11 protein-coding genes are annotated in these 13,052 nt (G+C 74.7%); 10 read left to right on the plus strand and 1 reads right to left on the minus strand.

Annotation, left to right across the window (positions count from 1 at the left end; translation table 11 throughout):
* Nucleotides 1-14 precede the first annotated feature (14 nt).
* The 6 genes from GJQ66_RS05600 to GJQ66_RS05625 are packed head-to-tail and all read left to right on the plus strand — an operon-like array spanning nt 15 to nt 8,996.
* Nucleotides 15-1,217, plus strand: a complete 1,203-nt coding sequence (locus tag GJQ66_RS05600) for a glycosyltransferase family protein (protein ID WP_155048355.1) — start codon at nt 15-17, stop codon at nt 1,215-1,217.
* Nucleotides 1,214-2,410: a glycosyltransferase gene (locus GJQ66_RS05605; RefSeq protein WP_155048356.1), complete on the plus strand. Its 1,197-nt coding sequence runs from the start codon at nt 1,214-1,216 to the stop codon at nt 2,408-2,410. Before GJQ66_RS05600 ends, GJQ66_RS05605 begins: the two co-directional genes overlap by 4 nt.
* The gene (locus GJQ66_RS05610) at nt 2,410-3,594 is read left to right on the plus strand and encodes a glycosyltransferase family 4 protein (RefSeq protein ID WP_155048358.1); all 1,185 of its coding nucleotides are present in this window, start codon (nt 2,410-2,412) and stop codon (nt 3,592-3,594) included. Before GJQ66_RS05605 ends, GJQ66_RS05610 begins: the two co-directional genes overlap by 1 nt.
* On the plus strand, nt 3,591-5,300 hold the full coding sequence (locus tag GJQ66_RS05615; protein ID WP_155048359.1) for an ABC transporter ATP-binding protein: 1,710 nt from the start codon (nt 3,591-3,593) through the stop codon (nt 5,298-5,300). Before GJQ66_RS05610 ends, GJQ66_RS05615 begins: the two co-directional genes overlap by 4 nt.
* The gene (locus GJQ66_RS05620; protein WP_196215819.1) at nt 5,293-7,305 is read left to right on the plus strand and encodes an aminoglycoside phosphotransferase family protein; all 2,013 of its coding nucleotides are present in this window, start codon (nt 5,293-5,295) and stop codon (nt 7,303-7,305) included. The genes GJQ66_RS05615 and GJQ66_RS05620 overlap by 8 nt, the downstream gene beginning before the upstream one ends.
* Nucleotides 7,302-8,996: a long-chain-fatty-acid--CoA ligase gene (locus GJQ66_RS05625; protein ID WP_368732713.1), complete on the plus strand. Its 1,695-nt coding sequence runs from the start codon at nt 7,302-7,304 to the stop codon at nt 8,994-8,996. The genes GJQ66_RS05620 and GJQ66_RS05625 overlap by 4 nt, the downstream gene beginning before the upstream one ends.
* On the opposite strand, the gene GJQ66_RS05630 is transcribed toward GJQ66_RS05625, so the two are convergent.
* The gene (locus tag GJQ66_RS05630; RefSeq protein ID WP_368732714.1) at nt 8,977-9,435 is read right to left on the minus strand and encodes a MarR family winged helix-turn-helix transcriptional regulator; all 459 of its coding nucleotides are present in this window, start codon (nt 9,433-9,435) and stop codon (nt 8,977-8,979) included. The genes GJQ66_RS05625 and GJQ66_RS05630 overlap by 20 nt on opposite strands.
* A gap of 42 nt (nt 9,436-9,477) precedes the next feature.
* Between GJQ66_RS05630 and GJQ66_RS05635 the strand changes: the two genes are divergently transcribed.
* From GJQ66_RS05635 to gatB, 4 genes are read left to right on the plus strand one after another with little or no spacing between them, the layout of a single operon-like run.
* Complete coding sequence (locus tag GJQ66_RS05635; protein WP_155048361.1) at nt 9,478-9,693, plus strand: hypothetical protein; 216 nt, start codon at nt 9,478-9,480, stop codon at nt 9,691-9,693.
* Between the two features lie 9 nt (nt 9,694-9,702).
* On the plus strand, nt 9,703-10,002 hold the full coding sequence (gene gatC / locus GJQ66_RS05640) for an Asp-tRNA(Asn)/Glu-tRNA(Gln) amidotransferase subunit GatC (RefSeq protein ID WP_368732715.1): 300 nt from the start codon (nt 9,703-9,705) through the stop codon (nt 10,000-10,002).
* Nucleotides 10,002-11,519 (plus strand): Asp-tRNA(Asn)/Glu-tRNA(Gln) amidotransferase subunit GatA, encoded by a 1,518-nt coding sequence (gene gatA / locus GJQ66_RS05645; protein WP_155048362.1) that lies wholly within the window; start codon nt 10,002-10,004, stop codon nt 11,517-11,519. Before gatC ends, gatA begins: the two co-directional genes overlap by 1 nt.
* The gene (gatB, locus tag GJQ66_RS05650; RefSeq protein WP_155048363.1) at nt 11,519-13,027 is read left to right on the plus strand and encodes an Asp-tRNA(Asn)/Glu-tRNA(Gln) amidotransferase subunit GatB; all 1,509 of its coding nucleotides are present in this window, start codon (nt 11,519-11,521) and stop codon (nt 13,025-13,027) included. Before gatA ends, gatB begins: the two co-directional genes overlap by 1 nt.
* Nucleotides 13,028-13,052: the final 25 nt, after the last annotated feature.

Raw genomic sequence — 13,052 nt, forward strand, 5'->3', positions numbered from 1 at the left:
AAGGGGGAGGGCTCATGACGATTATGACGAGCGACGCACGGGACACGGGTGCCGGGGTGGGAGAGCGCGCGCCGCGCGTGGCGCTGTACTCGCACGACGCGATGGGGCTGGGACACATTCGCCGCAACCTCGCCCTCGCCCGGGCGCTGGCGGCAGGCGGCGCGCGGCCCGACATCCTGCTCCTGACGAGCGCGCCCGAGGCGGCCTGCCACGCGCTCCCCGACCGGACGGATGTCGTGGCCCTGCCCGGCGTCGCGAAGAACGCGCGGGGATCCTACGGGCCACGCCGCCTCTCGCTCGCCGGGGAGCACCTTGCGCGGATCCGCGCCGACATCCTGCGCGCCGCGCTCGAGGGGTTCGCCCCCGACGTCCTCATCGTGGACAAGCACGCGCGCGGGCTCGGCGGCGAGCTCGAGGGCGCGCTCGACGCCCTCGCCCGTCGCGGCACGCGCATCGTCCTCGGCCTGCGCGATGTGCTGGACGCCGCGCCGGCCGCGCGCCGCGACTGGCGCGCGGCCGGCACGGCGCGCGCGCTCGAGCGGTGGTACACCGACGTGTGGGTATACGGCGACCGCTCGGTGCACGACCCGCTGGAGGGCCTGGAGGTCCCGCCCGACCTTCGCACGCGCGTCGCGTACACGGGCTACTTGGCCCGCGGCCGGGTCGCGCCGCTCCGAGGAGAGGCCCGCGAGCGTCTCGTCGTCGGCATGGTGGGCGGCGGATCCGACGGGCAGGCCCTCGCGCACGCGTTCGCGCGGGCCGATCTCCCCGCCGGTCACCGCGGCGTCCTCGTCACGGGGCCGCAGATGCCCGCCCGCGACCGCGAGGACCTCGCGCGGCTCGCTGCCCGTCGCGCGGACCTCGAGGTGCGCACCTTCGTGCCGGACGGCTCCGATCTCATCGCGCGCGCGTCGGCCGTGGTCGCTATGGGCGGCTACAACACGGTGTGCGAGGCGCTCGCGGCGGGCACGCCGATTCTTGTCGTGCCGCGCGTGCGGCCGCGGCGCGAGCAGCTCGTGCGCGCCGTCGCCATGCGCCGTCGCGGCCTCATCGACGCCCTCCACCCGGACGACCTGAGCCCCGCGGCGATCGAGCGGTGGCTCGACGCGCCCGGGGACCCCGCCGCGGGAACCGGCAACCTCGACGGGCTCGCCACCGTCGCGGACCTCTTCGGCGCGCTCGTGGCCGCGCCCCGTCGCGAAAGGACCGTCGCATGACCGGCCCCGCCCCGCTCGTCGGATACGTACTCAAGATGTATCCGCGATTCTCCGAGACGTTCGTCGTGACCGAGATCCTGGCCCGCGAGGCGGCGGGGGAGAGCCTGCGGATCTACTCGATGCGCCCGCCGGCGGACCCGCACTTCCACGCCGCGCTCGCCCGCGTCGCGGCGCCCGTCGTGCCGCTGCCGGTGCCGCGGTCGGCGGCGTCGCAGTGGGCCGCCCTCGCCCGGGCGCGGGACCTGCCGGGATTCCGCGACGCCGCCGGCGAGCTCGCGGGCGCCTCGGCGGACGACGCGGCGCAGGCCATCGACCTCGCCCTCCGGGCACGAGCGGACGGGGTGACCCATCTCCACGCGCATTTCGCGAGCATGGCGACGACGATCGCGCGCCTCGCGTCCCTCCTCGCGGGGATTCCCTATTCCTTTACGGCGCACGCGAAGGACCTGTTCCACGACAGCGTCGACGACGCCGACGTGGCCCGCAAGGTCGTGGGCGCCCACCACGTCGTGACGGTCTCCGACTACAACCGCCGCCACCTCGAGCGGGTCGCCGGACCCGGCCACGCCGTGCACCGGGTCTACAACGGCGTCGACGTCCGGGAGTTTCGCCCCACGGATGCCGCGCGCGAGGTCGATGTCGTGGCGGTCGGACGCCTCGTCGAGAAGAAGGGATTCGAGGTGCTGATCGACGCGATCGCCCACCTGCGCGCCGCCGGCCGCGAGACGACCTGCCGGATCATCGGGCGCGGCGAGCGCGAGGAGCAGCTGGCGGCGCGCATCGCGGATCGCGGCGTCGGCGACCTCGTGCGGCTCGTGGGCGCGGCGACGCAGGACGGCGTGCGCGACGAGGTGGCGCGCGCCCGCGTCTTCGCCGCGCCGTGCGTGGTGGGCTCCGACGGCAACGCGGACGGCCTGCCCACCGTCCTGCTCGAGGCGATGGCGCTCGGGACGCCGTGCGTCTCCACGCCCGTGACGGGCATCCCTGAGGCGGTCGTGGACGGGGAGACGGGCGTCCTCGTGGAGCCGGGGAACGCGCCCGCGCTCGCCCGCGCGCTCGCGGGCCTCCTGGACGATTCCGCGCGCGCCAGGGCGCTGGCGGCCCGCGCCAGGGCGCGCGTCGAGGCGGAGTTCTCGAGCGAGCGCCAGGCCGCGGCGCTCCGCGCGCTCGTGGCGAGCGGGGAGGTCGCCTGATGCGCATCGCCTACATCTGCCAGGATCCGGGGATCCCGATCTTTGGCCGCAAGGGCGCCTCCGTGCACGTCCAGGCCGTGCTCGCGGTGCTCGCCGGCCACGGTCACGAGATCGACGTGTTCTGCCGCCGCACCGGCGGCGACACGCCGGCCGCGCTGGCGCCAGCCGTGGCCGCCGGCGCGCTGCGGCTGCGCGTGTCCGGCCCCATCCGGGACGCGGATCCCGCGCGCCGGGAGGACCGGCTCCTCGCGGCCGACGCCGAGATCGCGGGAGAGGTCCTCGCCGCGCACGGCTGGCGCCCGTACGACGCGATCTACGAGCGGTACAGCCTCTTCAGCACGGCGGGGGTTGCGGTCGGCCGGGCGGCGGGGGTTCCCGTCATCGTCGAGGCCAACGCGCCGCTGCCGCTCGAGCAGGCGGCCCATCGCGTGCTCGTGCGCCGCGCAGACGCGGACCGGGTGGCCGCCACTACGCTCGGGGGCGCCACCGCGGTGGTGTGCGTGTCGCGCCCGGTCGCCGACTGGGCGGCGGGCTACGCGCCCGGCGATCGCATCGTCGTCGAGCCGAACGGCGTGGACCCCGCGCGCTTCGACGGTGTCGCGCACGCGACACCGTCCGCGCACTTCACCGTGGGGTTCGTCGGGACGCTCAAGCCGTGGCACGGGACGGCGACGCTCCTGGACGCGCTCGTCGACGTGCGCCGTGCGGGCCTGCCCGCCCGCGCCCTGATCATCGGGGACGGCCCCGGGCGCGCGGACCTCGTCGCTCATGCCGCCGCGCGCGGGCTGACGGGCGCCGTCCAGTTCGCCGGTGCGGTCGCGCCGGAAGACGTGGCGGGGCTGCTCGCCACGTGTCACGTCGGCGTCGCGCCGTACCCTCCCGGGCACGCGTACTTCTCGCCCCTGAAGGTGGTCGAATACCTCGCCGCGGGGCTGCCGGTGGTCGCCTCCCGCACGGGTCAGATACCCGACCTCGTGGCGGACGGGGAGACGGGGATCCTCGTGGAACCCGGCGATCCGCGCGCGCTCGCGGCCGCGCTTCTCGCCCTCGCCGCGCGCCCCCGCCGCGCCGCCCGGATGGGGCGCGAGGGCCGGCGCCGCGCACTCGCCGACCGCACCTGGGCGGCGGTCGTCGATCGCTCGTTCCGGGCCGCGGGGCTCGCGCTCGAGGCGGTGCCCGCGTGAGCGCCGGTCGGAGCCGGTCGCTCCCCGCGCTGTGGCGGTTCCTCGCGCCCGACGTGCGCCCGCAGCGGACCCTCATCGTGGGCGGATTCGTCGCCATGTTCGCCGAGGTCGCGTTTCGGATCCTCGAGCCCTGGCCCCTGAAGGTCGTGATCGACGCCGTCGTCGCGCCCGGCGCCGCGTCGAGCCCCGGCATCGCGAGCCTGCTCCTCGCCTGCGCGTGCGCCGTGCTGCTCGCGGCGGGGATGCGGGCGTTGTCTTCGTATCTCATGACGGTGTGCTTTGCGCTCGCCGGGACCCGCGCGATGAACGCCGTGCGCGGCCGGGTCTACGCCCACGCGCTGCGACTCTCCCTGCGGTTCCACGCCGGCACGCGGTCGGGCGACGTGCTCAACCGCCTCGTGGGCGACGTCGGCAAGCTCCGCGATGTCGCCGTCACGGCCGCGATGCCCCTGATCGGGAACTGCGTCACGCTCGTCGCGATGCTGACGGTCATGCTCGTTCTCGACTGGCGGCTCGGGCTCGTCATCCTCGCGTGCGTCCCCGTCTTCCTCCTGGCCTCGCACGTGGCCACGCGCCGCATCACGCGCGCCTCCCGCGTGCAGCGCGCGCGGGAGGGCGACCTCGCCGGCACGGCGGGCGAGACGTTCGGCGCGATGAAGGTCGTTCAGGCCTACGCGCTCGAGCGCGGCCTGACGCGCCGGTTCGAGATCTCCAACGATCGCGAGCTGACCGAGGGCGTGCGCGCCACGCGCCTCGCGGCGGGCCTCGAGCGGTCGACCGACGTGCTCGTCGGCATCGCGACGGCCGCCGTGCTCCTGGTGGGAGGTACGAGCGTCCTCGACGGCCACCTCACCCCGGGCGAGCTCGTCGTGTTCGTCCAGTACCTCAAGGGGGCGTTCAAGCCCATGCGCGATCTCGCCAAGTACGTCGGGCGCATCGCGAAGGCCCGCGCCTCCGGGGAGCGGATCCTGGACCTCGCCGACCAGGACCCCGACATCGCCGATCGCCCGGGCGCGACCGCACTGCCCCGGCCGATCGGGCACGTGCGCTTCCGGGGCGTGTCCGCGTCGTACGACGACGCCTCCCTCGCCCTCGACGGCGTCGACCTCGCCGTCGGCGCGGGGGAGCGGGTCGCGCTCGTGGGCTCGTCGGGCTCGGGGAAGTCCACGCTCGCGGCGCTCCTGCTGCGGCTCCAGGATCCGATCCGGGGTTCCGTCGAGATCGACGGGGTCGACCTCCGCGACGCGACCGTTGAATCGGTGCGGAGCGCGACGGCGATCGTGTTGCAGGAATCTGTGCTCTTCCGGGGGACGATCCGGGAGAATATCCGGATGGGGCGCCCCGACGCTACCGACGAGCACGTGGCGTGGGCGGCCGGCGTCGCCTGCGTGAGCGAGTTCGCCGAGCGGCTCCCGGGCGGGTTCGACGCGGTCGTGGGGGAGCGCGGCGACACGCTCTCGGGTGGCCAGCGCCAGCGCATCGCGATCGCCCGCGCCATCCTGCGCGACGCGCGGATCATCGTGCTGGACGAGGCGACGGCGGGCCTGGATCCGGCCGGCGCGCGCGAGGTGCGCACGGCGCTCCGCCGCCTCACGGAGGGGAAGACGACCTTCGTCATCACGCATGACGAAAACGAGGCCGCGGGCTGCGACCGCACGGTCGTCCTCGAGCGCGGGCGCATCGTCTCGGAGGCCCCGCATGTCTGAGGACGCCGCCGACCTCGCGCGCCGCGACCCCTCGATCCCCGCGCTCGCGGACGCGCTCGACGCGCCCGGGCTCGCGGCCCGCGCGGGGCTCGCGAGCGCCGAGGTGACCTATCGCCGGTACAAGCCCGGCGTCTCGCTGGACGTCGGCCTCGTCCTGGTCGCCGCAAGCGGCGCGCGGACGCCCGCGCGCGCCGTGGCGTATGCCGCGGAGGCCGCGCCCAAGCTGCGGCGCGACGCGCGGCGCGGCGCCATCGCGGTCGACGCCGCTCGCGGGTTCGGGATTCTGCCGGACGAGGCCGATCGCGACCTTCCCGGGATCGCCGTCGCGCGCCGCGCGCACCCCGCCGTGCGCGTGCTCGTCTACAAGCCCGGTCGTCGCTGGGTCGGCCGCTGCGACGCATGCGGCGTCCTCGTCAAGGTCCATCGCCCGGCCGCGGCGCGCGCGGCATCCGCCGGGCACGCGCTCCTCGCGGACCTCACGGCCACGGCGGCTGAGGTGTGCACCGACCTCGACCGGGGCATCCTTCAGACCCGCCTCCTTCCCGGGCGCGCCCCGGGATCCGGCGACGCGAACGCGCTCAGGGCAGCGGGGCGCGCGCTGGCGCGGATTCATGCGGGCGGCGCCGTGGCGCCGGCGGCGGCCGGGCTCGCGTGGCGCCGGGCGCGCCGGGCGGCCCTGGACGGCGCGCTCGCGCAGCTGTGGGCGGTGGCGCCGGCGGCGGGGGAGTCCGCCCGAGCGGTCGCGCGCCAGCTGGCGGAGGAGATCGCCCGGCCGCGCGCGATCGCGCCGATCCACGGCGACTTCTCGCGGGATCAGCTCCTCGTCGCGGGCGGCGACGTCGCGATCGTGGACCTCGATCGCGCAGGCTTCGGCGATCCCCTCTGGGACCTCGCCTCGGCCGCGGCCGACAACCTCGCCGGCGGCGGCGACGGGTTGCCCGCCCTGGTGGAGGGCTACCGGGCCGCGGGCGGGGAGGTGGACCCCGCGGCCCTCCGGCCCCTGACCGCGGCGGCGCTCCTGCAACGCGCCGCCGAGCCCTTCCGGCGCGGCGCCGACGACTGGCGGGATCGCGCGCTCGACACGGTCACGCTCGCCGCGCGGATCGTCGCGACCGTGCCGCGGGATCCGGCGCTGCCGGGCCTCGCCGTCGCGTTGGAGCGGCCTGGGGCCGTGCTCGTCGCCCATCGGGAGGGCAAGCGCGCCGTCGTGCGGCTCCCCGGTCGCGATCCCGCGTTCGTGAAGGTGGTCCGTCCGAAGCGCCACGCCGCGGCGCTCGACCGTGCGCGGCGCGTCGAGGGCCTCCAGGTCGCGCGCGCCCCGCGGATCATCGGTGCCGACGCGGGGCGCGGCACGATCGAGATGACCGCGGTCGGGGAGCGCACGCTCTTCGAGGCGGGCGCGGATCCGACCGTCCCGATCGGCGACCTCGCGCGCTGGTGGAGCGGCGCGGGTCGCGCGGTCGGCGAGCTCCGCCGGATCCGCGGCGACGGACTCGACCGGCACGGCCCGCGCGAGGAGCTGGCCGCGCTCGATCGCGCCTGGGCGCACGCGCGCGGCGCGGAGGGCGCCGACCGCGCCGCGGGGATCCGCGCGCGGGTGGCAGCGGAGCTCCTCGGCGCGCCCGGCCCGGAGGACGCCGTGCTCCACAGGGACCTCCACGACAAGCAGCTCCTGGTTCCCCGCGAAGGCGAACGGGTCGGGCTGATCGACGTCGACACGCTCGCGCGGGGCGAGGCCGCTCTCGACGTCGCGAACCTCGCCGTGCACATCGAGCTCCGCCGCGCCCAGGGCCACCTGAGTCCCGCGCGCGCCGACGCCGCGCGCGTCGCATTCCTCCGGGAGGTGCACGTCGCGCCCCGTCGGTTTGCGGCCTACGCGCGCGCGACGGCGCTGCGGCTCGCCGCCGTGTACGCGGTACGGGAGTCCGAGGGCGACGCGGCTCGCGCGATGCTCGCGCTCGCCGCGGGCGACGATCCGTCCCTCATGCCTAGGATGGGGGCGTGACGATCGCGTTCGACCCGCCGCGCCCCTGGACCGCCTCCTACGCCCCGGGCGTGCCGGAGGATCTCGACCCCGTCTCGGGGTCGCTCCTCGACCTCGTGCGCGGCTCCGCGGCCGAGTTCCCGGACGCGCCGGCCCTGCAGTTCTTCGGGCGCGAGACGACGTACCGCGCGCTCGCGGACGCGATCGAGCGCGCCGCCGCCGGCCTGCAGGATCTCGGCGTGAGCGCTGGCGACCGCGTGGCGCTCGTCCTCCCGAACTGCCCGCAGCACATCGTCGCGTTTTACGCGGTGCTGCGCCTCGGCGCGATCGTCGTCGAGCACAACCCGCTGTATACGGCCCGCGAGCTGCGCAAGCAATTCGAGGACCACGGCGCCACCCACGCGATCGTGTGGAGCAAGGTCGCCCGCACGGTGCAGGATTTTCCCGCCGACCTCGCCGTGACCGCGCTCGTCTCGGTCGACGTCACGCTCGGCATGCCCGGATACATGCGCGCGGCTCTCCGGATCCCGGTTCCGAAGCTGCGGGCGCTGCGCGACCAGCTCACCGAGCCCGTGCGCGGCGCCGTGTCGTGGGAGGACGTGGTCGCGGCGGCGCCGCTGGATCCGTCCGTTCCCGGGCCGGGCACGGACGACGTCGCGATCATCCAGTACACGAGCGGGACGACGGGGGACCCGAAGGGCGCGGCCCTCACCCACGGCAACCTGCTGGCGAACGCGGCGCAGGCGCGCGCCTGGATCCCCGAGGTGGGTCGCGGCGAAGGCACGGTCGTCTACGCCGTGCTGCCGATGTTCCACGCCTACGGGCTCACGCTCTGCCTGACCTTCGCGATGTCGCAGGCGGCCCGCCTCGTGCTGTTCCCGCGGTTCGACCCGGACATGGTTCTCCGCGCGACGAAGAAGCACCCGGCGACCGTCCTGCCCGCCGTGCCGCCGATCGCCGACCGGCTGCTGCGCCGCGCGCAGGAGAAGGGCGTCTCGCTCGAGGGCACGCGCATCGGCGTCTCGGGCGCCATGGCGCTCGATGCCGACGCGCTCGTCGGCCCATGGGAGGCGGAGACGAAGGGGTACCTCGTCGAGGGGTACGGGCTGTCGGAGTGCTCGCCCGTACTCATCGTCAACCCCGTCGCCCCGAACCGCAAGGCGGGATCCATCGGCCTGCCGCTGCCCGGAACCGAGGCCCGCGTCGTCGACCCCGAGACCGGGGTGGACGTGCCGCGGGGGACGGCGGGGGAGCTGCTCGTGCGGGGGCCGCAGGTGTTCTCGGGGTACTACGGCCGACCGGAGGAGACGGAGGCCGTGTTCCTCGACGGCTGGTTCCGCACGGGCGACATCGTCGAGATGGACGCGGACGGCTTCTTCCGGGTCGTGGACCGCATCAAGGAGCTCATCATCACGGGCGGCTTCAACGTCGCGCCGACGGAAGTCGAGATCGCGCTGCGCCAGCACCCCGCGATCTCCGACGCGGCCGTCGTCGGGCTCCCCGGCCCGAGCGGCGAGGAGGTCGTCGCGGCGGTCGTGGTCGAGGGCGGCGCGGACATCGACCCGGAGGAGGTGCGCGAGTTCGTCAAGCGCGTGCTCACGCCCTACAAGGCGCCGCGGCGCGTCGTCGTCGTTGATGAGCTCCCGACCTCGATGATCGGCAAGGTGCTGCGGCGTCAGGTGCGCGAGCGCCTCATCGCCGAGGGCGCCTGACGTCGTCGCGGGCGCCCGAGAACGGCGCGAGCGCGTCGCGGATCCGCGCCAGGTCGTCCGCGCTCTGCCCCGTGCGCGCCATGATCTGGCCCGGCACGTCCAGCGCGCGCTCGCGGAGGACCCGTCCCGCGTCCGTCAGGACGATGTCGAGGCGGCGCTCGTCTCCGGCGCGGCGCGCCCGCGCCACGAGGCCCTGCGCCTCGAGGCGCTTGACGAGCGGCGAGGCGGTCGCCGGCTCGAGCGCGATCTCCTCCGCGAGCTCGCCGAGGGAACGGGGATCCCGCTCCCACAGCGCGAGCATCACGAGGTACTGCGGGTGCGTCAGCCCGAGCGGCTCGAGGACGGGCCGGTAGAGCGCGACGACGTTGCGGGCCGCCGTCACGAGCGCGAAGCAGAGCTGGTTGTCGAGGCGAAGCAGGTCGTCGCGGGGATCCGTCACGCCCCGATCCTAGACGCTCTAATGCTTAGTACACTAAGTGTTATGACCGAGAAGCAGAGTTGGCGCGAGCGCGTGCGGGCGTCCGGAGGGCTGTACCACTGGCTGAACGCGCGCCTCATCCGCTACGCCGGGCCCGCCCAGATTGGCCCCTACGGGCCTAGCACGCCGCCACCGTGCGGGCGGTGCGGCGCGGCGAAGGACGCGCACGTGCAGGTCGACGGCGGCGCCCTGCGCTGCCCCGAACCCGCCTCCCCGTAGACTGGGGGCGTGTCTGAAATCACTCCCGATCTCGTGCGTCATCTCGGCGTGCTCGCCCGGATCCAGCTGTCCGATCAGGAGGTGACCAGCCTCACCGGCGAACTCGACGCCATCGTGTCGAACATCGCGAAGGTGAGCGAGGTCGCCACGGCGGACGTGGCTGCGACGAGTCACCCGATCCCCCTGCAGAACGTCTTCCGCGAGGACGAGCCGGGCGACATGCTCACCCTCGAGCAGGCGCTGCTCAATGCGCCGGACTCCGACGGGTCGCGGTTCCGCGTCACGGCGATCCTGGGGGAGGAGCAGTGATGGCGGCCGACCTCGTGCGCCTCACGGGCGCCGACCTGGCGGAGAAGCTGCGCTCGGGCGAGGTCTCGAGCGCCGAGGCCACCCAGGCGCACCTCGACCGCATCGCCGCGGTCGACGGCGACGTGCACGCGTTCCTCCACGTCTCGGACCACGCGCTCGACGTCGCGCGCGACATCGACGAGCGCCGCGCGGCCGGCGAGGAGCTCCCGGAGCTCGCGGGCGTGCCGCTCGCGGTCAAGGACGTCCTCGTGACCACAGACATGCCGTCCACCTCGGGATCGCGGATCCTCGAGGGGTACATGTCGCCGTACGACGCGACGGTTGTGAAGCGCTCGCGCGCGGCGGGTCTCGTGCCGCTCGGCAAGACGAACATGGACGAGTTCGCGATGGGCTCTTCGACGGAGCACTCCGCGTATGGGCCCACCCGCAACCCGTGGGACCTCGACCGGATCCCGGGCGGCTCCGGCGGCGGGTCGGCCGCCGCGGTCGCGGCCTTCGAGGCCCCGCTCGCGCTCGGATCGGACACGGGCGGATCCATCCGCCAGCCCGCGCACGTCACGGGCACCGTCGGCGTGAAGCCCACCTATGGCGCGGTCAGCCGCTACGGGGCGATCGCGCTGGCGTCGAGCCTCGACCAGATCGGCCCGGTCACGCGCACCGTGCTCGACGCGGGCCTCCTGCACGACGTGATCGGCGGGCACGACCCGCACGACGCGACCTCGCTCACCGACGCCTGGCCGTCGTTCGCCGCCGCCGCGCGCGCGGGCGCCGCGGGCGAGGGGATCCGCGGGCTGCGCGTGGGCGTCGTCCGCGACCTGCCCGACGCGGCGTTCCAGCCGGGCGTCGCCGAGGCGTTCCGCGCCTCGCTCGCGCTGCTCGAGGCGCAGGGCGCGGAGATCGTCGAGGTCCAGGCACCCCACTTCGAGTACGCGGTGGCCGCGTACTACCTCATCCTCCCCGCCGAGGCCTCGAGCAACCTCGCGAAGTTTGACTCCGTGCGCTTCGGCCTGCGCGTCGACGGCGCGGGCGGCACGGTGGAGGACGTCATGTCGGCCACGCGCGACGCGGGCTTCGGTCCCGAGGTGAAGCGACGCATCATCCTCGGCACCTACGCGCTCTCGGCGGGCTACTACGACGCGTACTACGGCAGCGCGCAGAAGGTCCGTACGCTCATCCAGCGCGACTTCGACCAGGCGTTCTCGGCGGTCGACGTCATCGCGACGCCGACCGCGCCGACGACGGCGTTCCGCCTGGGCGAGAAGATCGACGACCCGCTCGCGATGTACGCCAACGACCTCACGACGATCCCCGCAAACCTCGCCGGGATCCCCGGCATCTCGATCCCGGCGGGCCTCGCGTCCGACGACAACCTGCCGACGGGGATCCAGTTCCTCGCGCCGGCGCGCCAGGACGCGCGGCTCTACCAGGTCGGCGGCGCGCTCGAGGCGATGCTCGTGGACAGCTGGGGCGGTCCGCTCCTCGACAAGGCACCCGCGCTCGGGGGAGAGGCACGCTGATGGCGACGCTCATGGACTTCGACAAGGCGCTCGAGATGTTCGAGCCCGTCATCGGGCTCGAGGTGCACATCGAGCTCAACACCCGCACGAAGATGTTCTCGGCGGCGGGCAACCCCGCGAACGACGCGTTTCACGGCGCCGAGCCGAACACGCTCGTCGCGCCGGTCGACCTCGGCCTGCCCGGCGCGATGCCGGTCGTCAACCGCGAGGCCGTGCTGAGCTCCATCAGTCTCGGCCTCGCGCTCGGCTGCTCGATCGCGCCGTCGAGCCGCTTCGCGCGCAAGAACTACTTCTACCCGGACCTCGGGAAGAACTATCAGATCAGCCAGTACGACGAACCGATTGCGTTCGAGGGCTCGGTCGAGGTCGAGCTCGAGGGCGGCGACCTCGTCACGATCCCGATCGAGCGCGCGCACATGGAGGAGGACGCGGGCAAGCTGACGCACGTCGGCGGATCCGCCGGCCGCATCCAGGGCGCCTCGTCGTCGCTCGTGGATTACAACCGCGCGGGCGTGCCGCTCGTGGAGATCGTCACGAAGCCGATCTTCGGCGCCGAGCACCGCGCGCCGGAGCTCGCGAAGGCGTACCTTGGCACGATCCGCGACATCGCCCGCGCGCTTGGCATCAGCGAGGCGCGGATGGAGCGCGGCAACGTCCGGTGCGACGCGAACGTCTCGCTCCGCCCGCGCGGCGCCGAGAAGCTCGGGACCCGCACCGAGACGAAGAACGTTAACTCGATGCGCTCCGTCGAGCGCGCCGTTCGGTACGAGATCCGGCGCCAGGCCGCGATCCTCGCCGCGGGCGGCACGATCACGCAGGAGACCCGCCACTGGCACGAGGACACGGGAGAGACCTCGCCGGGCCGTCCGAAGAGTGACGCGGACGACTACCGCTACTTCCCGGAGCCGGACCTCCTGCCCGTCGCCCCGAGCGCCGAGCTGGTCGAGGAGCTCCGCCGCAAGCTGCCCGAGGCGCCCGTCGCGCGCCGTCGGCGCCTGAAGGCCGAGTGGGGATTCACCGACCTCGAGTTCCAGGACGTCGCCAACGGCGCGCTGGTCGACGCGGTCGAGCAGACGGTCGCGGCCGGCGCGAGCCCCGCGTCCGCGCGCAAGTGGTGGACGGGCGAGATCACGCGGATCGCGAACGCGGAGGGCCGCGAGGCCGAGACGCTCGTCAGCCCCGCCCACGTGGCCGAACTGCAGGGCCTCATCGACGCCGGAACGCTGACGGACAAGCTCGCCCGCCAGGTGCTCGAGGGCGTCGTCGCGGGCGAGGGCGCGCCGCAGGCGGTCGTCGAACAGCGCGGCCTGGCCGTCGTGAGCGACGACGGCGCCCTCATTGCGGCGATCGACGAGGCGCTCGCGGCGCAGCCCGACGTCCTCGAGAAGATCCGCGGCGGCAAGGTGCAGGCGGCGGGCGCGATCATCGGCGCCGTGATGAAGGCCATGAAGGGCCAGGCCGACGCCGCGCGCGTGCGCGAGCTCGTCATCGAGCGCGCCGGCGCGTAGCCTCCGGGCGCGAGGGGCCGTCGCC

It is taken from the genome of Microbacterium sp. ZXX196 (assembly GCF_009709595.1).
Lineage (GTDB): Bacteria > Actinomycetota > Actinomycetes > Actinomycetales > Microbacteriaceae > Microbacterium > Microbacterium excoecariae.

Coding starts and splice junctions, on each gene's coding strand:
- GJQ66_RS05600 (WP_155048355.1), top strand. CDS start 15: ATGACGATTATGACGAGCGACGCACGGGACACGGGTGCCGGGGTGGGA.
- GJQ66_RS05605 (WP_155048356.1), top strand. CDS start 1,214: ATGACCGGCCCCGCCCCGCTCGTCGGATACGTACTCAAGATGTATCCG.
- GJQ66_RS05610 (WP_155048358.1), top strand. CDS start 2,410: ATGCGCATCGCCTACATCTGCCAGGATCCGGGGATCCCGATCTTTGGC.
- GJQ66_RS05620 (WP_196215819.1), top strand. CDS start 5,293: ATGTCTGAGGACGCCGCCGACCTCGCGCGCCGCGACCCCTCGATCCCC.
- GJQ66_RS05635 (WP_155048361.1), top strand. CDS start 9,478: ATGACCGAGAAGCAGAGTTGGCGCGAGCGCGTGCGGGCGTCCGGAGGG.
- gatA (WP_155048362.1), top strand. CDS start 10,002: ATGGCGGCCGACCTCGTGCGCCTCACGGGCGCCGACCTGGCGGAGAAG.
- gatB (WP_155048363.1), top strand. CDS start 11,519: ATGGCGACGCTCATGGACTTCGACAAGGCGCTCGAGATGTTCGAGCCC.